Raw genomic sequence first — 22,357 nt, forward strand, 5'->3', positions numbered from 1 at the left:
GCGAAACCGGCGCTCAGGAGGTCATGCGACATGGATGTCGCTAGAGCCCCGATCAGCACAGGGACGTGCTGTCGGGGCGGGCCTCCGTGGCGGGGGAATTCGTGAGGGTAGCCCGGCTTCATCGGGCCCGTATGTCGGGGCAAGCCTTCTTGGTTACTTCTTTGGCGTTTGAAAGAAGTGACTCGCCCGAGGGGGCGAAACGAGAGACATCCGAGCACTCGGAGCGGCGCGTTAAACCCAAACCCGACATCCTTGGGTTTCCGCATTCGCGGGAATGACGAGGGGGCGGAGCATGAGGTCGGGACAAGGGGTGAAGGCCCTGCGAGCAGAACCATGACCCCACCCCACATGAAAATGCCGTTTCCCCATAAGAAGAAACGGCATCCTGTTTTAAGCAAGCAGCATTACACCCATCAACGGGCTTCCGCGTTTCTGCTTGCCCGTCAGCGGCGGCCGGGCAGGGCGGCGATCACGTCCTCCGCCTGCAGGCCCTTGTCGCGTTGCACCACGGAGAACTCCACGCGCTGGCCCTCGATGAGGATGCGGTGACCTTCGCCGCGGATGGCGCGGAAGTGCACGAAGATGTCCTCGCCGGTGTCGCGGGAGATGAAGCCGAAGCCCTTGGAGGTGTTGAACCACTTCACGGTGCCGGTCTCGCGGTTCTCGTCGCTGATCGGGGCTTCGGGCTCTGCGCTCGCGCTGGGGCGCTTCTGCAGCCGGCCGGCGAGTTGCAGGACCACGGCGATGGCGAGGATCAGCAGGGGCAGGACGATGGCGGGCTGGTCGCCGATGGAGGGCAGCGGGGCCAGCAGGATGAGGATCTGCAGGACCACGGCCAGGGCGATCAGCGCCGATACCAGGCTCTGCAGCTGTTGTACCCGGTGGCTGGCGGGGGTGAGCAGCAGGGCGGTCAGGCCGAGCAGGGCCAGGTAGACGGCATCGGCATTTTGCAGGTAGGGGATGGCATCGGCGCGCAGCGAGGGCGCGAAGGACAACACGAGGGCGGCAACGCCCGTCAGCAGGTGGACGATTTTCAGCATGTTATGGATTCACCTTGAGCGGTAAGCGTAAAGAGAAGCAGCCGGTCGGGCGGTCTGGTTCGCAGCGATGAAGATGACCTGAAAGAGGCCGGCAGCCTATGCGCGGTGCGCACGGGCGGTATTTAACAGCAAACCGGTAACCTTCTCAAATCAACCGCTTAGCGCCTTGGGCGGGGGAGGTGAGCCCGGCGTGATGCCGGGCTCGGTGGGGTGGTTTCAGTGGGCAAGCAGGCTGCGCAGCATCCAGGCGGTCTTCTCGTGGACCTGCATGCGTTGCGTCAGCAGGTCGGCGGTGGGTTCGTCGGATGCCTGGTCGGCCAGCGGGAAGATGCTGCGCGCGGTGCGCACCACGGCTTCCTGGCCCTGGACCAGCAGGCGGATCATTTCCTGGGCGTCCGGCACGTCCTGCTCTTCCTTTATAGAGGAAAGGCGGGCGTAGGCGGCGTAGGTGCCCGGCGCCGGGAAACCGAGGGCGCGGATGCGCTCGGCGATGCTGTCCACCGCCAGGGCCAGCTCGGTGTACTGCCCCTCGAACATCAGGTGCAGGGTGTTGAACATCGGCCCGGTGACGTTCCAGTGGAAGTTGTGGGTCTTCAGGTAGAGGGTGTAGGTATCGGCCAGCAGGCGCGAGAGCCCTTCGGCGATGGCGGCGCGGTCCTGTTCGGCGATGCCGATGTCGATTTCCATGGCGTCTTCCTCTTGGTGAAAATTCCAGGTCAGGCTATCACGCACGCGGGTGCGCCCATCCTGGTTTGAATCAAAGCATCCGATAGTCGATTTCTATCAGGGGCTGCGACGCGGCGGCCGCCGGAGGGCGGCTGCAAGTCATGGTTTTTTCAGGCTATAATCCGCGCCTTTGCCGCGGGATGCGGGCCCGCGGCCAGATAGCAGCCAAGGTGTCCCGATGCCGATTTACGAATACCAGTGCCGTTCCTGCGGCCATCAGCTGGAAGCCATGCGGAAGCTCAGCGATGCGCCGCTGGTCGATTGCCCGGCCTGCCAGGCCCCGGAATTGAAGAAGATGGTCTCCGTCCCCGGTTTCCGCCTGAGCGGCGGCGGCTGGTACGAAACCGACTTCAAGACCGGCGCGAAGAAGAACCTGGCGTCCGCCGAGTCCGCCTGCCCCGCCACGGGCTGCGGCTCGGGCGCCTGTGCCGTCGGCGAATGAGCGGTTCCCTCGAATCCAAGACTTGCGAGAAGCGAAACACACCATGATGCGCAGCCACTATTGCGGCCAATTGAACGAGAGCCTGGACGGCCAGGAAGTCACGCTTTGCGGTTGGGTGCACCGCCGCCGCGACCACGGCGGGGTGATCTTCCTCGACATCCGTGACCGCGAAGGCCTGGCCCAGGTGGTGTTCGACCCCGATCGCGCGGAAACCTTCGCCAAGGCCGACCGCGTGCGCAGCGAGTACGTGGTGAAGATCACCGGCAAGGTGCGTCCGCGTCCGTCCGGCGCGGTCAACGCGAACATGGCCTCCGGCGCCATCGAGGTGCTGGGCTACGAGCTGGAAGTGCTGAACCAGGCTGAGACGCCGCCGTTCCCGCTGGACGAATATTCCGATGTTGGCGAGGAAACCCGCCTGCGCTACCGCTTCATCGACCTGCGCCGCCCGGAAATGGCCGCCAAGCTGAAGCTGCGTGCGCGCATCACCAGCAGCATCCGCCGCTACCTGGACGACAACGGCTTCCTCGACGTCGAGACGCCGATCCTCGGCCGCCCGACCCCCGAGGGCGCGCGCGACTACCTGGTGCCCAGCCGCACCTACCCGGGCCACTTCTTCGCCCTGCCGCAGTCGCCCCAGCTGTTCAAGCAACTGCTGATGGTGGCCGGCTTCGACCGCTACTACCAGATCGCCAAGTGCTTCCGCGACGAGGACCTGCGCGCCGACCGCCAGCCGGAATTCACCCAGATCGACATCGAGACCAGCTTCCTCGACGAGAGCGACATCATCGCCATCACCGAGAAGATGGTGCGCCAGCTGTTCAAGGAAGTGCTGGACGTCGAGTTCGACGAATTCCCGCACATGCCCTTCGAAGAGGCCATGCGCCGCTACGGTTCGGACAAGCCGGACCTGCGCATCCCGCTGGAGCTGGTGGACGTCGCCGACCAACTGAAGGACGTGGAGTTCAAGGTCTTCTCCGGCCCGGCCAACGATCCCAGGGGCCGCGTCGCCGCCCTGCGCGTGCCGGGCGCCGCCGCCATGCCGCGCAGCCAGATCGACGACTACACCAAGTTCGTCGGCATCTACGGCGCCAAGGGCCTGGCCTACATCAAGGTCAACGAGCGCGCCAAGGGCGTCGAGGGCCTGCAGTCGCCGATCGTCAAGTTCATCCCCGAGGCCAACCTGAACGTGATCCTCGATCGCGTCGGCGCCGTGGATGGCGACATCGTGTTCTTCGGCGCCGACAAGGCGAAAGTCGTCTGCGACGCCCTGGGCGCCCTGCGCATCAAGGTCGGCCATGACCTCAAGCTGCTCACCAAGGAGTGGGCGCCGATGTGGGTCGTGGACTTCCCGATGTTCGAAGAGAACGACGACGGCAGCCTGACCTCGCTGCACCACCCGTTCACCTCGCCCAAGTGCAGCCCGCAAGAGCTGGAGGCCAACCCGGCCAGCGCGCTGTCCCGCGCCTACGACATGGTGCTCAACGGCACCGAGTTGGGCGGCGGCTCCATCCGTATCCACGACAAGGGCATGCAGCAGGCGGTGTTCCGCGTGCTGGGCATCGACGATGCCGAGCAGGAAGAGAAGTTCGGCTTCCTCCTGGACGCCCTCAAGTACGGCGCGCCGCCCCACGGTGGCCTGGCCTTCGGCCTGGACCGCCTGGTGATGCTGATGACCGGCGCCGCGTCGATCCGCGAAGTGATCGCCTTCCCGAAGACCCAGAGCGCCGGCGACGTCATGACCCAGGCGCCGGGCACCGTGGACGGCAAGGCCCTGCGCGAGCTGCACATCCGCCTGCGCGAGCAGCAGAAGGCCGCCGAGTAATTCCAGACGAACCGCGGCGGCGCAACCCCTGCGCCGCCGCCGCAACAAGCTAGACGGAGTGAGTTATGGCTGGTCATTCCAAATGGGCCAACATCAAGCACCGCAAGGAGCGTCAGGACGCCAAGCGCGGGAAGATCTTCACCAAGCTGATCCGCGAACTGACGGTCGCCGCCAAGCAGGGCGGCGGCAACCCGGCTGACAACCCGCGTCTGCGCCTGGCCGTGGACAAGGCGCTGACCGCCAACATGACCCGCGACACCATCGACCGCGCGATCGCCCGTGGCGCGGGTTCCAACGACGCGGACAACATGGAGGAACTGACCTACGAAGGTTACGCGCCCAGCGGCGTGGCGATCATCGTCGAGGCCATGACCGACAACCGCAACCGCACCGCGGCGGAAGTGCGCCATGCCTTCAGCAAGTGCGGCGGCAACCTCGGCACCGATGGCTCGGTGGCCTACATGTTCGACCGCAAGGGGCAGATCAGCTTCGCCCCCGGCGTCGACGAGGATGCCCTGATGGAAGCGGCCCTGGAGGCCGGCGCCGACGACGTGGTGACCAACGACGACGGCTCCATCGACGTCTTCACCAGCTTCGCCGACTTCATCGCGGTGAACGAGGCGCTGACCGCCGCCGGCTTCAAGGGCGAGGAAGCGGAGATCTCGATGATCCCCTCGACCACCGCTACCCTGGACCTGGAGACCGCGCAGAAGGTGCTCAAGCTGATCGACATGCTCGAGGACCTGGACGACGTGCAGAACGTCTACTCCAACGCGGACATCCCCGAAGAGGTGATGGCGCAGCTTGGCTGACACCATCCCCGACAGGGGCCTCGGGCCGGAAGCCGGAGCCGTCGGATTCGACCGCTCCGGCTTCCTGCTTCTGGTTTCCGGCATATGACCCTGATCCTAGGCATCGACCCCGGCTCGCGCATCACTGGCTTCGGCGTGGTGAGGGACACCGGCCGCGGCTGCGAATACGTCGCCTCCGGCTGCATCCGCACCGGCAGCGGCGCCCTGCATGAGCGCCTGCAGATCGTCTTCCGCGGCGTGCGCGAGGTCATCCAGACCTACCACCCGACCATGATGGGCATCGAGCAGGTGTTCATGGCGCGCAACGCCGACTCCGCGCTCAAGCTCGGCCAGGCCCGCGGCGCGGCCATAGTGGCGGCGGCGGAGGAGGGGCTGGAGATCGCCGAATACACCGCCAGCCAGGTCAAGCAGGCCATCGCCGGTACCGGCGGGGCCGACAAGCTGCAGGTCCAGATGATGGTCATGCACCTGCTGAAGCTGACGCAGAAGCCGCAGATCGACGCCTCCGACGCCCTGGCCATCGCCCTGTGCCACGCCCACACCCGGCAGAGCCTGGTGCCCCATGGCCTGACGACGGCGCGCCGTCGCGGCGGGCGCCTGCGCCTGTAACCGACAACCTGCAAGGACCCTGAGCCGTGATTGGACGCCTGCGTGGCACCCTGGCGGAAAAGCAGCCGCCGCACCTGATCCTCGACGTCAACGGCATCGGCTACGAGCTGGAAGTGCCGATGACCACCCTTTATCGCCTGCCCGCCCTCGGCGAGCCGGTGACCCTGCACACGCACCTGGTGGTGCGCGAGGACGCCCACCTGCTCTACGGCTTCGCCGAGAAGCGCGAGCGCGAGCTGTTCCGCGAGCTGATCCGGCTCAACGGCGTCGGCCCCAAGCTGGCGCTGGCCCTGATGTCGGGCCTGGAAGTGGATGAGCTGGTGCGTTGCGTGCAGGCGCAGGATACTTCCACCCTGGTGAAGATCCCCGGGGTCGGCAAGAAGACCGCCGAGCGCCTGCTGGTGGAGCTCAAGGACCGCTTCAAGGCCTGGGAGAACATGCCGACCATCGCCCCCCTGGTGACGGAACCGAAACTGGCCGCAACAGTCTCAAGCGCCGAGGCGGATGCCGTCAGCGCGCTGATCGCGCTAGGCTTCAAGCCCCAGGAGGCGAGCCGCGCCGTGGCCGCCGTGGAGGAAAAAGATTTGTCCAGCGAAGAACTCATCCGCCGCTCGCTCAAGGGCATGGTCTGATCCATGATCGAGACCGATCGCCTGATTTCGGCCGCCACCGCCGGCCCTCGCGAGCGCGAGGAACAGCTGGACCGCGCCATCCGTCCGCTGAGCCTGTCCGACTACATCGGCCAGCCCAGCGTGCGCGAGCAGATGGAGCTGTTCATCAGCGCCGCCCGCGGCCGCAAGGAGGCCCTGGACCACACGCTGATCTTCGGCCCGCCGGGCCTGGGCAAGACCACCCTGGCGAACATCATCGCCCAGGAGATGGGCGTGGCCATCAAGAGCACCTCCGGCCCGGTGCTGGAGCGCCCCGGCGACCTGGCGGCGCTGCTGACCAACCTCGAACCGGGCGACGTGCTCTTCGTCGACGAGATCCACCGCCTCTCGCCCATCGTCGAAGAAGTGCTGTACCCGGCGATGGAAGACTTCCAGCTCGACATCATGATCGGCGAAGGGCCGGCGGCGCGCTCCATCAAGCTCGACCTGCCGCCCTTCACCCTGGTCGGCGCCACCACCCGCGCCGGCATGCTGACCAACCCGCTGCGCGACCGCTTCGGCATCGTCCAGCGCCTGGAGTTCTACAGCGTCGACGACCTGGCGACCATCGTCGCCCGTTCGGCCGGCATCCTCGGCCTGGACATGGACCCGGCCGGGGCCTTCGAGATCGCCCGCCGCGCCCGTGGCACGCCGCGCATCGCCAACCGCCTGCTGCGCCGCGTGCGCGATTTCGCCGAGGTGCGCGCCAGCGGCGCGATCAGCAGCGAGGTGGCGGACAAGGCGCTGAACCTGCTGGACGTCGACGAGCGTGGCTTCGACCACCAGGACCGGCGTCTACTGCTGACCATGATCGACAAGTTCGACGGCGGGCCGGTGGGGCTGGACAACATCGCCGCGGCCATCGGCGAAGAAAAACATACGATCGAGGACGTGCTGGAGCCCTATTTGATCCAGCAAGGCTATATCATGCGCACGCCGCGGGGACGGGTCGTCACCCGGCATGCCTACCTGCATTTCGGTCTGAAACTGCCGAAGCGGATGGGGGAGGATGCGATGCCGGATCTTTTCTCGTCTGAAGATGGTAATTAATTGCATTTGTGGCTGATTGCCGATTGGCAAAGCCCCAACTTGGTTCTAGAGTATGCGCGCGCAACACGGGGGTCAGCCGTTCGAGCATCGATTCCGGGTCTATTACGAGGACACCGATGCGGGCGGCATCGTCTACTACGTCAACTACCTCAAGTTCATGGAGCGGGCTCGCACCGAGCGGCTGCGGGCTCTGGGCTTCGCCCAATCCCAGCTGGCAGGTGAGAACCTGCTTTTCGTCGTTCATTCGGCCGAAGCGCGCTACCACGCGCCGGCCCGTCTGGACGACGAGCTGGTCGTCAGCGCCGAGGTCGAGGAGTTGAACCGCGCGAGCCTGCGTTTCCGTCAACAGGTTCGTCGAGCGTCGGATTCGGCCTTGCTATGCGAAGGCCGCTTCCTGGTGGCGTGCGTACGGGCTGACAACCTCAGGCCCCGCGCCATCCCCGAAGTGTTGCGTGCGGCATTTGCCGGCACTCCGGACACCCTTTCAGCAGGAGAATAACGTGGAACCGAACGTCGTCGACCATACCTCCATGTGGAGCCTGATCAGCAACGCCAGTATCGTGGTGCAGCTGGTCATGCTCACCCTGGTGGCCGCCTCGGTCACTTCTTGGATCATGATCTTCCAGCGCAGCAACATGATGCGCTCGGCCAAGAAAGCCCTGGATGGCTTCGAAGAACGCTTCTGGTCGGGCATCGACCTGTCCAAGCTGTACCGCCAGGCCGGCAGCAACCCCGACCCGGACTCGGGCGTGGAGCAAATCTTCCGTGCCGGCTTCAAGGAGTTCTCGCGCCTGCGCCAGCAGTCCGGCGTCGACCCGGACGCGGTGATGGAAGGCGTAGCCCGTTCCATGCGCGTGGCCATCTCCCGTGAGGAAGAGAAGCTGGAAACCAGCCTGCCGTTCCTCGCCACCGTCGGCTCCACCAGTCCGTACATCGGCCTGTTCGGCACCGTCTGGGGCATCATGAACTCCTTCCGCGGCCTGGCCGCCGTGCAGCAGGCCACCCTGGCCACCGTCGCCCCCGGCATCGCCGAGGCCCTGGTCGCCACCGCCATCGGCCTGTTCGCCGCGATCCCCGCAGTCATCGCCTACAACCGCTTCGCCGCGCGCTCGGAAATGCTGATCGGCCGCTACTACACCTTCGCCGACGAGTTCCAGGCCATCCTGCACCGCAAAGTCCACGCCAGCGACGATTGACCAGAGAGGTGAGCCGACATGGCAAGGGTCCGTCATAAACGCAAGCCGGTCGCTGAAATGAACGTGGTGCCATACATCGACGTGATGCTGGTACTGCTGGTCATTTTCATGGTGACCGCACCGATGCTGAACCAGGGCGTCAAGGTCGACCTGCCCAAGGTCTCCAGCGAAGTGCTCCCGCAGGACAACGACTCGCGGGTGCTGACCATTTCGATCAAGGCCGACAAGACCTATTACTGGAACATGGGTTCGGAAGTCGACCCCGACCAGGGCAAGGGCAGTCAGACCGCGGTGGCGCTGGACCAACTGGTCAGTGCGGCAACCGCCATCCTGGCCCAGAACAGCAGTCAGGGTAAGAAAGTGCAGGTCTTCGTGCGTGGCGACAAGGCTGTCGACTACGGCTCCGTCATGGCTGTCATGGGCGGATTGCAGAAGGCCGGCGTAGGTAACGTCGGGCTGATTACCGAGGCGCCCGGAACTTGATGCAACGCGAACACTCCCCATCGGAAAGCTACTTCTGGCCGGTCGTACTGGCGGTAGCGCTGCACGTCCTGATTTTCGCGATGCTCTTCGTCAGCTGGGCCATGACGCCCGAGCTGCCGCCTGCGCGTCCGATCGTCCAGGCTACGCTCTACCAGCTCAAATCCAAGAGCCAGGCCACGCAGCAGACCAACCAGAAGATCGCCGGGGAGGCGAAGAAGACCTCTGCCAAGCAGTACGAACAGGAACAGCTGGAGCAAAAGAAGGTCGAGCAGGAAGCCGTAGCCGCGGCGAAAGCTGCGGAACAAAAGAAAGCCGATGAGGCTCGAAAGGCTGCGGATGCCGAGAAAGCTGCGGAAGCAGCCAAGGCAGCCGAGGCGAAGAAGGCCGCAGACGCCGCCAAGAAGGCGGCCGAGGCCAAGGCCGCTGCGCAGAAGCAGCAGGCCGACATCGCCAAGAAGAAGGCCGAGGAAGAGGCCAAGAAGCAAGCCGAGGAAGAAGCCAAGAAACAAGCCGCGGAGGAGGCCAAGAAGAAGGCCGCCGAAGAGGCCAGGAAGAAAGCCGAGGAGCAGGCCAAGAAACTCGCCGCCGCGGAGGACGCCAAGAAGAAGGCTGCCGCCGACGCCGCGAAGAAGAAGGCCGCTGCCCAGGCTGCGGCGAAGAAGGCTCAGGAAGACAAGAAGGCCCAGGCCCTGGCCGAACTGCTGTCCGACGACACGCAGCGCCAGCAGGCCCTGGCCGACGAACAGGGCAACGAGGTGGCAGGCAACTTCGACGACCTGATCCGCTCCCGGGTATCCGAGGGCTGGTCGCGTCCGCCATCGGCCCGCAACGGCATGAGTGTTACCGTGCAGATCAGCATGCTGCCCGATGGCACCATCACCAATGCGACCGTCGTCCGCTCCAGCGGCGACAAGGCGTTCGACAGTTCCGCGGTGAACGCCGTGAGGAACGTCGGTCGCATTACTGAAATGCAGGGCCTGAGTCCCAAGGACTTCAATCCCTACCGTTCCTTCAAGATGACCTTCACGCCTGAGGACCTCACGCTGTGATCAAGATTTTCAGAGGATTGCTCGTCGCCCTGCTCTGCGTGGCAGGCGTAGCGATGGCAGATGAGAAGAACATTCTGGTGACCAGCGGGGCCGACCGGGCCGTGCCGATCGCCGTGGTGCCCTTCGGCTGGCAGGGTGGCAACGTCCTGCCCGACGACATGGCCAACATCATCGGCAACGACCTGCGCAACTCCGGCTACTTCGAGCCGATCCCGCGGCAGAACATGATCAGCCTGCCGGCCCAGGCCAGCGAGGTGATCTACCGCGACTGGCAGGCCCTCGGCGCGCAATACGTGCTGATCGGCAACATCACCCCGGCCGGCGGCCGCCTGCAGGTGCAGTACGGCCTGTTCAACGTCGCCACCCAGCAGCAGATCGTCACCGGCAGTGTCGGCGGCAGCGTCGAGCAACTGCGCGACATGTCGCACTTCATCGCCGACCAGTCGTTCGAGAAGCTCACCGGCATCAAGGGCGCCTTCTCCACCAAGTTGCTCTACGTGACCGCCGAGCGCTTCTCCGCCGACAACACCCGCTTCACCCTGCAGCGCTCCGACTACGACGGCGCGCGCCCGGTGACCCTGCTGCAGTCGCGCGAGCCGATCCTCTCGCCGCGCTTCTCGCCGGACGGCCGCCGCATCGCCTACGTGTCCTTCGAGCAGAAGCGCCCGCGCATCTTCATGCAGTACGTCGACACCGGCCGCCGCGAGCAGCTGACCAACTTCGAGGGCCTCAACGGCGCCCCGGCGTTCTCCCCGGACGGCAACCGCCTGGCCCTGGTGCTGTCGCGCGACGGCAACCCGGAGATCTACCTGATGGACCTGGGCTCGCGCCAGCTGCGCCGCCTGACCAACAACGCGGCCATCGACACCGAACCCTTCTGGGGCAAGGACGGCTCGACCCTGTACTTCACCTCGGACCGTGGCGGCAAGCCGCAGATCTACAAGATGAACGTCAACAGCGGCGCTACCGACCGCGTGACCTTCACCGGCAACTACAACGCCAACCCGAAACTCTCGGCCGACGAGAAGACCCTGGTGATGGTCCACCGCCAGGAAGGTTTCACCAACTTCCAGATCGCCGCCCAGGACCTGCAACGCGGCAATCTGCGGGTACTTTCGAACACAACCCTTAACGACTCGCCCACTGTCGCGCCAAATGGCACGATGATAATATACGCGTCCCGCCAGCAGGACCGGGGCGTGTTGATGCTGACCAGCATCAACGGACGTGTTCGGTTACCGCTACCCACCGCTCAGGGCGACGTGCGCGAGCCTTCCTGGTCCCCTTACCTGAACTGACGGTTGCCAACTGTTTCAAACTTATACACTGGGGTTCATTAGGAGTTACATGATGGAAATGCTGAAATTCGGCAAATTTGCCGTTATCGCCCTCGCCATGGCCGTAGCCGTAGGTTGCTCGTCCAAGAAAGGCGATGCTACTGGTGAAGGCGCCAATGGCGGCGTTGACCCGAACGCTGGCTACGGCGCCAACAGCGGTGCCGTTGACGGCAGCCTGAGCGACGAAGCCGCCCTGCGTGCGATCACCACCTTCTACTTCGAGTACGACAGCTCCGACCTGAAGCCGGAAGCCATGCGCGCTCTGGACGTACACGCCAAAGACCTCAAAGGCAGCGGCCAGCACGTTGTCCTGGAAGGCCACACCGACGAGCGCGGCACCCGCGAGTACAACATGGCTCTGGGCGAGCGTCGCGCCAAGGCCGTTCAGCGCTACCTGGTGCTGCAGGGTGTTTCCCCGGCTCAGCTGGAGCTGGTTTCCTACGGTAAAGAGCGTCCGGTTGCCACCGGCCACGACGAACAGTCCTGGGCTCAGAACCGTCGCGTCGAGCTGAAGAAGTAAGACCCTATGCGCCTGCGATTTCTGACCTTGATGGTCTGCGGCCTGCCGCTGATGGCGGCGGCCGCGGTTCCGGTGGTGGATGGTAACGATGGCGGCTACGCCAGCGCGCCGCCCGCGGGGTACGGCACCGCAGGCACTGATGGTGCTTATGCCGGTGGCGGGGCGGCTGCGGCCGCTCCCGTCTCCGGGCAAGCCCAGCTGTTCCTGCAACTGCAGCAGATGCAGGACGAGATCGCCCGCCTGCGTGGCACCCTCGAAGAGCAGCAGAACCAGATCCAGCAGCTGAAGCAGGAAAGCCTCGAGCGTTACCAGGACCTCGACCGTCGCCTTTCCTCCGCTCCGGCGGCACAGAACTCCTCCACCGACGGCAGCGCCGCCGGTGCGGGCGCAGCGGCCGGCGCCGCAGCCGCCCAGCAGCAACAGGCCCAGCCCGCGAGCAGCGAGCCGGGCGATCCGGCGAAAGAAAAGCTCTACTACGACGCGGCTTTCGACCTGATCAAGGCCAAGGACTTCGACAAGGCCAGCCAGGCCTTCGGCGCCTTCCTGCGCAAGTACCCCGGCAGCCAGTACGCCGGCAACGCCCAGTACTGGCTCGGCGAGGTGAACCTGGCCAAGGGCGACCTGCAGGGCGCCGGCCAGGCCTTCGCCAAGGTCAGCCAGGCCTACCCGAGCAGCCCCAAGGTGCCGGACTCGCTGTACAAGCTGGCCGACGTGGAACGCCGCCTGGGCAACAACGACAAGGCCCGCGGCATCCTCCAGCAGGTGGTCGCCCAGTACCCAGGCAGCTCCGCCGCGCAACTGGCCCAGCGTGACCTGAAGAGCCTCAAGTAAGCCTCTTGTCGCTCATCTGAAAACGCCGTTTCTTCCAGCAGGGGGAAACGGCGTTTTTCATTGCTACCGGGATGTCCGGCGTGGCCGGTAAATCCGATCGCGGACCCTACGCCGCCCCACCCACGTCATCCCCTTGTAGGAGCGCGCCCTGCTCGCGAATCGCGGGCAGGGCTCGCTCCTACGTCACCGGCCAGGAGCGAGCCTCCCTGGAACTGTAGGAGCGGACTCCGTCCGCGATTGCGTTGAACCCCACCATCGCCCGAATGAACAACATTCCGCGCCGGGCGCCGGTTTTTTCGCTAGAATCGCCGCCACCCGGAGCCGCGGAGCGGTTTCAGCTCGGCTGATGTCTGCCCGCCCGGGGTTCCCGGACGCCTGTCGCGTTCGCTCATTACACCGCAACGGAGGCGGATGGCCTGTACAGCCGTCACGCCCGTGGCTGATATGCAACAGACCCTGCGAATCACCGAGATCTTCTACTCGTTGCAGGGGGAAGCGCGCACCGTCGGACTGCCGACCGTGTTCGTGCGCCTGACCGGCTGCCCCCTGCGCTGCCAGTACTGCGACTCCGCCTACGCCTTCAGTGGCGGCGAGATCCGCAGCCTGGACAGCATCCTCGAAACCGTCGCCGGCTACCGGCCGCGCCACGTCTGCGTCACCGGCGGCGAACCGCTGGCGCAGCCCAACTGCCTGCCGCTGCTGCAGCGCCTGTGCGATGCCGGCTATGCGGTGTCGCTGGAAACCAGCGGCGCGCTGGACATCTCCGCCACCGACCGCCGCGTCAGCCGGGTGCTCGACCTGAAGACCCCGGGCTCCGGCGAGGTGCGCCGCAACCGCTACGAGAACATCGCCCAGCTCACCGGCAACGACCAGGTCAAGTTCGTCCTCTGCTCCCGCGAGGATTACGACTGGGCGGTCTCCAAGCTGATCGAGTACCGCCTCGACGAGCGTGCCGGCGAAGTGCTGTTCTCGCCGAGCCACCACCAGCTGGCGCCGCGCGAGCTGGCCGACTGGATAGTCGCCGACAACCTGCCGGTGCGCTTCCAGATGCAACTGCACAAGCTCCTCTGGAACGACGAACCGGGTCGCTGAGACGCGGACGGGAAGGGTAATCACATGACTCAGAAGAAAGCCGTCATCCTGCTCTCCGGCGGGCTCGACTCCGCCACCGTGGTGGCCATGGCCAAGGCCGAGGGCTATGCCTGCTACAGCATGAGCTTCGACTATGGCCAGCGTCACCGCGCCGAACTCCAGGCCGCCGAGCGCGTCGCCCGCCAGCTGGGTGTGGTGGAACACAAGGTCATCGGCCTCAACCTCAACGGCATCGGCGGCTCGGCGCTGACCGACAGCAGCATCGCCGTGCCCGAGGCGCCCAGCGAGGGCATCCCGGTCACCTACGTGCCGGCGCGCAACACCGTGTTCCTTTCCCTGGCCCTGGGCTGGGCCGAGGTGCTCGGTGCGCGGGACATCTTCATCGGCGTCAACGCCGTGGACTATTCCGGCTACCCGGACTGCCGCCCCGAGTTCGTCGAGGCCTTCGAGCGCATGGCCAACCTGGCCACCAAGGCCGGTGTCGAGGGCGACGGCTTCCGCATCCAGGCGCCGCTGCAGTTCCTTTCCAAGGCACAGATCATCCAGGCTGGCGTGGCCCGTGGCGTGGACTACGCGCTGACCGTTAGCTGCTACCAGGCGGACGGCGAAGGCCGCGCCTGCGGCAAGTGCGACAGCTGCCGCCTGCGTTCGGAAGGCTTCGCCTCGGCGGGGATTTCCGACCCTACGAGATATTTCTGAAAAATTTTTCGTAAGGGTGTTGTTTTTGCGTTAGAAATCAGTATTATACGCCTCGCGTTGGGTCGTTAGCTCAGTCGGTAGAGCAGTTGGCTTTTAACCAATTGGTCGTAGGTTCGAATCCTACACGACCCACCACTTCGCAAAGCCCCTGGCCATAGGCCAGGGGCTTTTTCTTTGCCCGCGAAAAACTCAGAACGGCCGGCTGCCGCCCAGGCTGATGCGCTTGAGGCGCCGCCGCTCGCTGGCCGGGAAGGCGTTGCGGCCGTGCAGGGTGGCCTGGTTGTCCCACCAGACGATGTCGCCCACTTTCCATTTGTGCGTGTAGCTCAGCTCCGGGCGCTGCAGGTGGGCGCGCAGCCGCTCGATCAGCGCCTTGCCCTGCTGCGGCTCGTGACCGGGGATTTCCACCTCGGTGTGCACGCTGAGGTAGAGCACGCGCTTGCCACTTTCCGGGTGGGTGCGCACCAGCGGGTGCTCGGTGCCCTGGATCGGCTCGATGTCCGGGGTGCGGTAGGTGACGAAGCCGCCGGCGTAGCCGTTCTTCAGGCGCACGAAGGGGTTGTAGTTGATCAGCCGCAGGCCGTCGATCTCCTGGCGGGTGGCCTCGTCCAGGCTTTCATAGGCCAGCGCCAGGTTGGTGAAGTGCGTCTCGCCACCGCTGTTCGGCACTTCCAGGGCGTATAGGAAGGAGCCGGAGGAGGGCAGCGGCGTCCACTGGTGGTCGACGTGGGCGGGCAGGGCGAAGTTACCCAGCTCGCCATCGCCGGTGTTGGCCACCTTGACGATGTCCGGGGCCTTGCCGTCGGCGCCGGAGGACAGCACCGGCACGTCCGCCGGCGGCTGGAACACCGCGCCGAACAGGGTGGCGAAGCGCAGGTACTGCTCGTCGTCCAGCTGCTGGTCGCGGAAGATCAGGATGTGGTGCTCGCGGTGGGCCTGCCTGATCGCCAGGATTTGCTCCGGCGTCAGTGGCTGGCGCGCGTCCAGGCCGCGGACCTCGGCGCCCAGCGGGGCGTCGAGGGGGATGATGGCGAAGGGTTCGATCGGGGTTTCTTGCGGTGCCTTGAGGGCGGCGGATTGGCTCATGGTTTGGTTCTCCGTGTCAGGCTTGGGTCACCCTCTCCCCGGCCCTCTCCCTGAAGGGAGAGGGGGTATCCGTGCGAAGCGCGTCTTCTGTGCTGTCCTGCTACCGCGTCTGCAGGATCCAACCATGGTTTCGCTTCACGCCGATCCAGTCCCCTCTCCCTTCAGGGAGAGGTTAGGGAGAGGGTGTGCTTTCAGATTTTCTTGACGGTCCGGCTACGCTGCCCGTCCACCCCCACCGGCACCTCGCCGGCCAGGGTCACGCGGCGCACGATGCGCGGCTGGGTGCCATAGTCGTCCACCGCGTAGTGCTGGGTGGCGCGGTTGTCCCAGATGGCCACGTCGCCGGCCTGCCAGCGCCAGCGCACGGTGTTCTCCAGGCGGGTGACGTGGCTCTGCAGCACCGCGAAGAGGTGCTGGGAGTCGTGCTGCGACAGGCCCTTCAGGCGCTTCACGAAGTGCCCCAGCAGCAGGTTGCGTTCGCCGCTGATGGGGTGCACGCGCACCACCGGGTGCTCGGTCTCGTAGACGGTGGAGGTGAACACCTTGCGGTAGTGCTCCAGGCGCGCCGGGTCGGCGTTGGGCTTGGCCGCGGCGTAGTCGTATTCGTTGCTGTGCACGGCCCAGAGCTTGTCGGCCAGCGCCTTGAGCTCGTCGGTGAGGTCGTCGTAGGCGCTGGCGGTGTTGGCCCATACGGTGTCGCCGCCGGCTTCCGGGGCCACTACGTTGCGCAGGATGGAGGCCTTGGGGTAGGCCTCGACGAAGGTCACGTCGGTGTGCCAGGAGTTGGCCCGGCGGCCTTCGGCGCCATCCAGTTCGAGCAGGTACTCGGTGCCGTCGCGCACCGGCACCGTCGGGTGCGCCACCGGCTCGCCGAGCAGCTTGGCGAAGGCCTCCTGGCCCTGGTCGTTGAGCTGGCCCTGGCCGCGGAAGAAGATCACCTTGTGCTCGACCAGGGCGGCCTGGATGGCCTCGACCGTGGCGGCGTCCAGGCTGCCGGACAGAGTCACCCCGCGGATCTCGGCGCCGATGCGCCCGGCCACCGGGTGGATGTCGAGTCGTACGGCGGGTTGTACGGCGTGTGCTGCGTTGCTCATCTGGTTTTCCTCATTGCTGTAGGTGGTACTGCAAGGGGCCGCGCGGGACTGCGCCGCGCGGTGAGTGGGATCAGAAGTCGTAGCGGACCGAGGCGCCCAGGGTGCGCGGCTGGCCCACCGAGGCGGTGTAGGAGCCGTTGATGCTGGCGAAGGCGGCCAGGTAGTAGTCCTTGTCGAAGGCGTTCTTCAGCCAGACCGAGGCGTCCAGCTGGCCGTCGCCGAGGTCGTGGCGCACGCCGACGGAGAAGTTCGCCAGGCCGTAGCCGGGGATCTTCGAGAGGTCGGAGTCGTCCAGGGTGCCCTCGGCCTCGGAGCGGTACGAATAGCTGGCGTTGACGTAGGGCTCGAAGCGGTTAGCCAGCTGCCACTTGTATTCGCCGTTGAGGTTGGCGATCCATTTCGAGGCGCCGACCACGCGCTTGCCGGTGAGGTCGCAGCTGGCCGGGGCTCCGGGCTGGGTGCTGATCTCCGCCGGGCACGGGGCGTCCTTGAACGACAGGTAGGTGACGTCGTTGTAGGAGCCGTTGAAGTTCAGCGTCAGGCCGCGGATCGGCAAGGCGGTGGCCTCCAGCTCCAGGCCGCGGGAGCGCACGCTGCCGGCGTTGGAGAGCACCTGCACCAGTTGGGAGGAGCCGGCCGGCTGGTACAGGGTGGTGGCCTGGTAGCCGTGGATGCCGGTCCAGAACAGGTTGGCGTTGAGCTGCAGGCGGCGCTCGAACAGCGTCGATTTCAGGCCCAGCTCGGCGTCGTTGGCCCGCTCCGGGCCGACCAGCAGGGAGTCGGCGCCGGCGCTCGGCGCACTGGCCACCGCCAGGTTCACCCCGCCGGACTTCTCGCCATGGGACAGCGAGGCGTAGCCCAGCAGGTCGTCGCTGAACTGGTAGCTCAGGCTGAGCAGCGCCGAGGGGGCGAAGCTGTACACGCTGAGGTCGCCGGAGTCGTAGGCGCCCAGCTGGCCGTTGCGCACCACCGCGCCGGCGCCGGTCACGGGGGCGCCGCCCACCGGGGCGTAGCGCTTCACCTTGGCGTCCTTCTCCTCGTAGGTGCCGCGCAGGCCGGCGGTGAAGTCGAGCTTGTCGGTGAGGTGCCAGGTGCCCTGGGAGAAGAGCGCGAAGCTGTCGGTCTCGATCTTGCCGTTGGCCTTGCTGGAGGCGTTGTTCAGCGCGTTGAGGTTGGTGCCCAGCAGGTAGCTGTCGGCCAGCGGGCCGTAGTCGGTGAAGGTCTTGTTGCCCAGGTTCTGGTTGAACGCGTAGGCGCCGACCACGTAGTCGAAGGCGCCGCCGGTGGGCGAGGCCAGGCGGATCTCCTGGGAGAACTGGCGGTCGCGCACCGCCACCCCGGTGTTGCGGATCGCCGAGACGTTCAGCTGCTCGTCGTTGGCCGGGGTGAAGTTCCAGAAGCGGTAGGCGCTGATGGAGGTCAGGGTGAAGTCGTTGGCCAGCTTCCAGTTGGCCTCCACCGAGCTGCCGCCCTGGTGCACGCTGACGTGCTGGCGGCTGTCGATGTTGACCTTGTGCCGGTCCGGGTCGGCGATCGGCGAGGCGCCGACCAGCGCGGCGCGCTGCCAGAAGCGCGGTGCGGCGCCGTAGACGACCATGCTGCCGTTGCTGGAGTCCTCTTCGTTGTACTCGCTGATCCAGCGCAGGCTGAAGTCCTCGCCGGGCTTGTACAGCAGTTGCCCGCGGATGCCCTGGCGCTCGCCGCCGTTGAGCTTGTTGTCGTCGTGGATGTTGGTGATGTAGCCGTCGCTGCGGGTGCGGTAGGCCGAGACGCGCCCGGCCAGCTCGTCGGTGAGCGGCCCGGAGACGGTGCCGCGGCCCTGGAAGTAGCCTTCCTGGCCGCCGGAGACCTCCACCGTGCGCTCGGGGGTGAAGGTCGGCGCGCGGGTGCTGATGTTGAGCACGCCGGCGGTGGTGTTCTTGCCGAACAGGGTGCCTTGCGGGCCGCGCAGCAGTTCCAGCTGCTCGATGTCCAGCAGGTCGAACACCGCCATGCCCGGGCGGCCCAGGTAGACGTTGTCCAGGTAGACCCCGGCGGAGCCTTCCAGGCCGTCGCTGGCCGGGTTGTTGCCGATGCCGCGCACGGCGATGCTCGACTGGCGGGCGTGGATGTAGGCGACGTTCACGCTGGGCAGCACCTGCTGCAGGTCCTGCACCTTGGTGATGCGCTGGTTCTCCAGGGTGGCGCCGTCGAGCACGGTGATGGGCGTGGGCACCTTCTGCGAGTCTTCCTCGCGGCGCCGGGCGGTGACCGTGACCTTGCCCAGGGCGGTGGCCTGGGTAGTGGTGTCCTTGTCGGCGGCGCTGGCGGCCTCGGGCGTGGCGCCGGTGGTGTCATCCTGCTCGGCGGCCTGCAGCGGCAGCGCGCCGCCCAGTGCGAGCAGCAGGACCAGGGCGTAGTCGGGGGCGCCGGGCCGGGTTCGGCCGGGGCGGGGCGTGAACGGGGATTGCAGCGAGGCACTCAGGCTCATGGTTTTTTCCTTGCATCAGGCACTGCCCGGCTGGGTGCGGGCAACAGGGGGCCGTGCCATGCAAGGCATGGCGTGAACGGCTCTCTTCGATTCGGTGGGCGTCTGGGCGACGCCGGGCATTCAGCGGCTACAGCCGCGAGGCGGAAGCATTCGTGCCGGCAGCAGGCGCGGGGCGAAAGGGTGCAAGGCCATCGGGGGCTCCTGGTCGAGGGGCATATTCTTATTTCTTAAAAGAATAAATTTAAGTTTTATTCTTCGTTGACGGAATAAGAGCTTGCATTTAAAACCAGCGCATCCCCCACGGCAAATGCCTTTGTCCAATATTTTCAATGCCGGTAAAGCATCATGGATCTGCGCCAACTGCGTTACTTCATCGCCCTCACCGAACACCGCAGTTTCGTCCGCGCGGCCGATGCCATGGGCATCACCCAGCCGGCCTTCAGCCGCAGCATCCAGGGCCTGGAGCAGGAGCTGGGCTGCCAGCTGGTGGACCGCGGCAGCAAGGAGCTGCGCCCCACGCCCGAAGGCCAGGTGGTGCTGCAGCACGCGCTGCGCCTGGTGCAGGGCGCGGCCAACCTGACCCAGGAAATCACCCAGCTGAACAAGCTGGATGCCGGCGAACTGCATTTCGGCTGCGGGCCGGCGCCGGCGCAGAAGCTGGTACCCGACGCCGTGGCGAGGCTGATCCGCCACCACCCGCGGCTGCAGATCAATTTCCAGGTGGACAACTGGGAGCGCCTGTCGCGCAGCCTGCTGCGCGACGAGATCGAATTCTTCATCGCCGACATCCGCCACTTCGAGGCCGACCCCGGCTTCCAGACACGGCCGCTGAGCCCGCGGCGGGGCTTCTTCTTCTGCCGCACCGGGCACCCGCTGCTGGCCAAGGAGAGCCTGTCCACCAACGACCTGTTCGCCTATCCCCTGGCTTCCGCGCGGATGCCGCCGGGCATCCGCAAGCTGCTGGCCAACCTCAGTGGCAAGAGCGACCTGCAGGCGAACATCCAGTGCGAGCACCTGGGCTCGCTGGTGCGCATCGTCAGCCAGACCGACGCCATCGGCGTGGGCAGCGAGGACGGCCTGCGCCAGGCGCTGGCCAACGGCGAGGTGGCGCGCCTGCACCTGCGCAACCTGCCGCACAACATCGACAGCCTGCAGGCGCGCTGCGGCATCGTCAGCCGTACCGGCTACCGCCTTTCGGCGGCGGCGCGGGCGCTGATCGAGACGTTGGTGGAGCTGGACGAGGAAGAGCGGAGCGCGGTGGCGTGAAGCGACCGGCGGGGCGGGGGTGATCCTGTAGGAGCGAGCTTGCTCGCGAACCTTGGGCCTGTGCTCCGATCTCCCCTTCGCTATTCCCGCGAACGCGGGAACCCAATTGGCTTGGGGGCTTGGTGTAGCGCGCCGCTCCGAGTGCGTTGATGTCTCTCGTTTCGCCCCCTCGGGCGAGTCACTTTTGTCAAACGCCACAAAAGTAACCAAAAAGGCTTGCCCCGCATACGGGCCCGATGGAGCCGGGCTACCCTCGCGAACTCCCCCGCCACGGAGGCCCGCCCCGAGGGTACGTCCCTGTAGCCCATCGGGGCTCTCGCGACATCCATGTCGCATGACCTCCTGAGCGCCGGTTTCGCTCGGCCTTCTGAAGGGGCGTTCCGGTGCGCTCGGTTGTTTCTCTGGAAGTCCAAACGCCAGAGCAAAAGCGCTTTTGCTTTTCGTAGGAGCGAGCTTGCTCGCGAACCCTGACTCGGCCCCCTCCCTAACCCTCCCCCGCAAGCGAGAGAGGGGACCGTTCGGCGTGATGCGAAACCGCGAAGCTCCCGGGCTCCCCGTAGGGCGCATAACGCCTACGGCGTTATCCGCCATGATCGCGGACAGAGTCCGCGCCTACGGTTCCAGGAAGCACGGTCGTAGGAGCGGACTCCGTCCGCGATTGGATTCACCGGCCACGCAGGACGCCTCGGCGGCACGGCCAACGGCGGATAACCGCGAACGGTTATACGCCCTACGGTCGGGCATGGTCGCAGGCTGCCCAGGGCTACCCGGCGGCACCGGGATCACTGCACCTGCGCCACCGGCTGTGCCGCAGCCAGCTTGGCGGCGGCTGCCAGGTAGTCCGGCTTGGCCCAGTCGGCGGCCTTGAAGTCGCGGCGGATCAGGCCGTACTGCCTGGCGGCCTGGATGGAGGCGTCGAGCTGGCCGAGGAAGCCGGCGTCCAGCTGCGGCGACAGGGCGTCGGCCAGCGGGCGGTCCTTGTATTCGGTCTGCAGGATGATCGGCGGGTAGCCGGCCTGGTTCGACACCAGGTCGATGAAGGCCGCGTGGTTGGCTTCGGCACCGGCCCAGGCCAGGGCCTGCAGTTCCACCTTGAGCAGGCGCTGGGTGATCTCCGGGTGGGCGTCGACGAAGGCGCCATTGCCTACCAGCACCGCCTGCAGGGTGCCGGCGCCGCCGAGGTCGCGGGTGCTCAGGGGGATTTCCGCCAGGCCTTTCTCGCGCAGGGCGAAGAGGCCGGCCAGGCCCCAGGTGGCGTCGATCTGCTTGGCCGCCAGGGCGGCCAGCGATGCGTTGAAGTCCAGGCTGATGACCTTCAGGTCCTTCTCGCCCAACCCGACGCTGGCCAGGGCGTTGTCGAACGACAGCTGGCTGGCGGTGCCGCGGAAGAGACCGACGCGCTTGCCCTTGAGGTCGGCCAGGGTCTTGATCCCCGAGCCCGGCTGCACGCCCAGGTAGTGGTTGACGCCGCGCCCGGTGGCGGCCAGCAGGCGGGTGTCCAGACCGCTGGCCTTGCCGATGATGGCGGCCAGGTCGCCGAGGTAGGCGAAGTCCACCTGGCCGTTGGCGAAGGCCTCGTTGATCACCGGGCCTGCGCCCTTGAAGTAGGTCCACTTGATCTCGATGCCGTCGTTGGCGAACTCCTTCTCCAGCAGCTTGCGGGTATAGAGCACGTCGACGATGCCGCCACCGGAATGGTTCTGCCCGGCGCCCACGTCGGGCACGGCGATGCGGATTTCCTTCGGCGCCTCGGCGGCGCTGGTGAACGGGGCGTAGGCGCCGAGCAGCCCGGCGAGCACCGGGGCGGCGAAGAGCGACAGCAACTGGTGGGTGAGGGCCTTCATGGCGCCTGCCTCCTGCGGGGGAATGGGAGGGGCACTAAGGCAGGTCGCGGCCGATTAATAAAATAATAAAAATTCATTTTTTAATAATTTAAAGAGATAAGTCAGCCGCCATCCGCGCTGCCGGGCGAATGCGCGCAAGGCATAAAAAATATTCGTCGAATGCATTGGCCGCACCGGGGAGGCTTCCCTTAAATGGGGCTTCTTAGCTCATAAATGCATTGATAGATTTTTTCATATTC

Annotated in this window: 22 protein-coding genes, 1 tRNA gene and 1 pseudogene; 17 read left to right on the top strand and 7 right to left on the bottom strand. The window is 66.1% G+C overall.

What is annotated here, in order from left to right; translation table 11 throughout:
* Positions 1-443 precede the first annotated feature (443 nt).
* The 3 genes and pseudogenes from VV867_RS09355 to VV867_RS09365 form a co-directional block, all read right to left on the bottom strand.
* Positions 444-674: a cold-shock protein gene (locus tag VV867_RS09355; RefSeq protein WP_134163507.1), complete on the bottom strand. Its 231-nt coding sequence runs from the start codon at positions 672-674 to the stop codon at positions 444-446.
* A 60-nt stretch (positions 675-734) separates the two neighbouring features.
* Positions 735-1,040 (bottom strand): annotated as a pseudogene (locus VV867_RS09360) (cold shock domain-containing protein membrane protein); the annotation flags it as partial.
* Between the two features lie 216 nt (positions 1,041-1,256).
* Positions 1,257-1,727: a Dps family protein gene (locus VV867_RS09365; RefSeq protein WP_109935642.1), complete on the bottom strand. Its 471-nt coding sequence runs from the start codon at positions 1,725-1,727 to the stop codon at positions 1,257-1,259.
* A gap of 217 nt (positions 1,728-1,944) precedes the next feature.
* On the opposite strand from VV867_RS09365, the gene VV867_RS09370 reads away from it, so the two are divergent.
* The 16 genes from VV867_RS09370 to VV867_RS09445 all read left to right on the top strand — a co-directional run bounded on the left by VV867_RS09370 (position 1,945) and on the right by VV867_RS09445 (position 14,493).
* Positions 1,945-2,208: an FmdB family zinc ribbon protein gene (locus VV867_RS09370; protein ID WP_328566215.1), complete on the top strand. Its 264-nt coding sequence runs from the start codon at positions 1,945-1,947 to the stop codon at positions 2,206-2,208.
* A 43-nt stretch (positions 2,209-2,251) separates the two neighbouring features.
* A complete protein-coding gene (gene aspS, locus VV867_RS09375) occupies positions 2,252-4,030 on the top strand; it encodes an aspartate--tRNA ligase (protein WP_328566216.1) in 1,779 nt (592 codons plus the stop codon).
* A gap of 65 nt (positions 4,031-4,095) precedes the next feature.
* Complete coding sequence (locus VV867_RS09380; protein ID WP_009616929.1) at positions 4,096-4,842, top strand: YebC/PmpR family DNA-binding transcriptional regulator; 747 nt, start codon at positions 4,096-4,098, stop codon at positions 4,840-4,842.
* A gap of 84 nt (positions 4,843-4,926) precedes the next feature.
* Entirely contained in the window at positions 4,927-5,451 is a 525-nt protein-coding gene (gene ruvC / locus VV867_RS09385; RefSeq protein ID WP_089394039.1) for a crossover junction endodeoxyribonuclease RuvC, read from the top strand.
* 26 nt (positions 5,452-5,477) lie between these two features.
* Positions 5,478-6,083, top strand: a complete 606-nt coding sequence (gene ruvA / locus VV867_RS09390) for a Holliday junction branch migration protein RuvA (protein WP_043267535.1) — start codon at positions 5,478-5,480, stop codon at positions 6,081-6,083.
* A 3-nt stretch (positions 6,084-6,086) separates the two neighbouring features.
* Positions 6,087-7,151 carry a Holliday junction branch migration DNA helicase RuvB gene (ruvB, locus tag VV867_RS09395; protein WP_109935638.1) on the top strand — a complete coding sequence of 355 codons (1,065 nt, stop codon included), beginning with the start codon at positions 6,087-6,089 and terminating at the stop codon, positions 7,149-7,151.
* Positions 7,152-7,203: 52 nt separating this feature from the next.
* Positions 7,204-7,650, top strand: a complete 447-nt coding sequence (gene ybgC, locus VV867_RS09400; RefSeq protein WP_074981475.1) for a tol-pal system-associated acyl-CoA thioesterase — start codon at positions 7,204-7,206, stop codon at positions 7,648-7,650.
* Between the two features lies 1 nt (position 7,651).
* Positions 7,652-8,347: a protein TolQ gene (gene tolQ, locus VV867_RS09405; RefSeq protein WP_109935637.1), complete on the top strand. Its 696-nt coding sequence runs from the start codon at positions 7,652-7,654 to the stop codon at positions 8,345-8,347.
* 18 nt (positions 8,348-8,365) lie between these two features.
* Positions 8,366-8,830 carry a protein TolR gene (tolR, locus tag VV867_RS09410; protein ID WP_089394036.1) on the top strand — a complete coding sequence of 155 codons (465 nt, stop codon included), beginning with the start codon at positions 8,366-8,368 and terminating at the stop codon, positions 8,828-8,830.
* Positions 8,830-9,879 (top strand): cell envelope integrity protein TolA, encoded by a 1,050-nt coding sequence (tolA, locus tag VV867_RS09415; RefSeq protein ID WP_328566217.1) that lies wholly within the window; start codon positions 8,830-8,832, stop codon positions 9,877-9,879. Before tolR ends, tolA begins: the two co-directional genes overlap by 1 nt.
* A gap of 53 nt (positions 9,880-9,932) precedes the next feature.
* Complete coding sequence (tolB, locus tag VV867_RS09420) at positions 9,933-11,177, top strand: Tol-Pal system beta propeller repeat protein TolB (protein ID WP_218281440.1); 1,245 nt, start codon at positions 9,933-9,935, stop codon at positions 11,175-11,177.
* 52 nt (positions 11,178-11,229) lie between these two features.
* Positions 11,230-11,736, top strand: a complete 507-nt coding sequence (pal, locus tag VV867_RS09425; protein ID WP_009616943.1) for a peptidoglycan-associated lipoprotein Pal — start codon at positions 11,230-11,232, stop codon at positions 11,734-11,736.
* A 6-nt stretch (positions 11,737-11,742) separates the two neighbouring features.
* Positions 11,743-12,567, top strand: a complete 825-nt coding sequence (gene ybgF / locus VV867_RS09430) for a tol-pal system protein YbgF (RefSeq protein WP_109935634.1) — start codon at positions 11,743-11,745, stop codon at positions 12,565-12,567.
* A gap of 444 nt (positions 12,568-13,011) precedes the next feature.
* Positions 13,012-13,659, top strand: a complete 648-nt coding sequence (gene queE, locus VV867_RS09435; RefSeq protein WP_089394032.1) for a 7-carboxy-7-deazaguanine synthase QueE — start codon at positions 13,012-13,014, stop codon at positions 13,657-13,659.
* Positions 13,660-13,683: 24 nt separating this feature from the next.
* Positions 13,684-14,358, top strand: a complete 675-nt coding sequence (gene queC, locus VV867_RS09440) for a 7-cyano-7-deazaguanine synthase QueC (RefSeq protein ID WP_109935632.1) — start codon at positions 13,684-13,686, stop codon at positions 14,356-14,358.
* Between the two features lie 59 nt (positions 14,359-14,417).
* Positions 14,418-14,493 (top strand) — tRNA-Lys (locus VV867_RS09445).
* 54 nt (positions 14,494-14,547) lie between these two features.
* Here the strand turns inward: VV867_RS09445 and VV867_RS09450 are convergent.
* From VV867_RS09450 to VV867_RS09460, 3 genes are all read right to left on the bottom strand, one after another.
* The gene (locus VV867_RS09450; protein WP_328566218.1) at positions 14,548-15,444 is read right to left on the bottom strand and encodes a TauD/TfdA dioxygenase family protein; all 897 of its coding nucleotides are present in this window, start codon (positions 15,442-15,444) and stop codon (positions 14,548-14,550) included.
* 191 nt (positions 15,445-15,635) lie between these two features.
* Complete coding sequence (locus VV867_RS09455; protein WP_328566219.1) at positions 15,636-16,538, bottom strand: TauD/TfdA dioxygenase family protein; 903 nt, start codon at positions 16,536-16,538, stop codon at positions 15,636-15,638.
* A gap of 70 nt (positions 16,539-16,608) precedes the next feature.
* A complete protein-coding gene (locus VV867_RS09460; RefSeq protein WP_328566220.1) occupies positions 16,609-19,008 on the bottom strand; it encodes a TonB-dependent receptor in 2,400 nt (799 codons plus the stop codon).
* A gap of 345 nt (positions 19,009-19,353) precedes the next feature.
* On the opposite strand from VV867_RS09460, the gene VV867_RS09465 reads away from it, so the two are divergent.
* Positions 19,354-20,274: a LysR family transcriptional regulator gene (locus VV867_RS09465; protein ID WP_328566221.1), complete on the top strand. Its 921-nt coding sequence runs from the start codon at positions 19,354-19,356 to the stop codon at positions 20,272-20,274.
* Between the two features lie 782 nt (positions 20,275-21,056).
* Here the strand turns inward: VV867_RS09465 and VV867_RS09470 are convergent.
* Positions 21,057-22,118, bottom strand: coding sequence for an ABC transporter substrate-binding protein (locus VV867_RS09470; RefSeq protein ID WP_328566222.1), 1,062 nt, complete (start codon positions 22,116-22,118; stop codon positions 21,057-21,059).
* Between the last annotated feature and the right edge of the window lie 239 nt (positions 22,119-22,357).

Source organism: Pseudomonas sp. JH-2 (genome assembly GCF_036231725.1).
Lineage (GTDB): Bacteria > Pseudomonadota > Gammaproteobacteria > Pseudomonadales > Pseudomonadaceae > Pseudomonas > Pseudomonas delhiensis.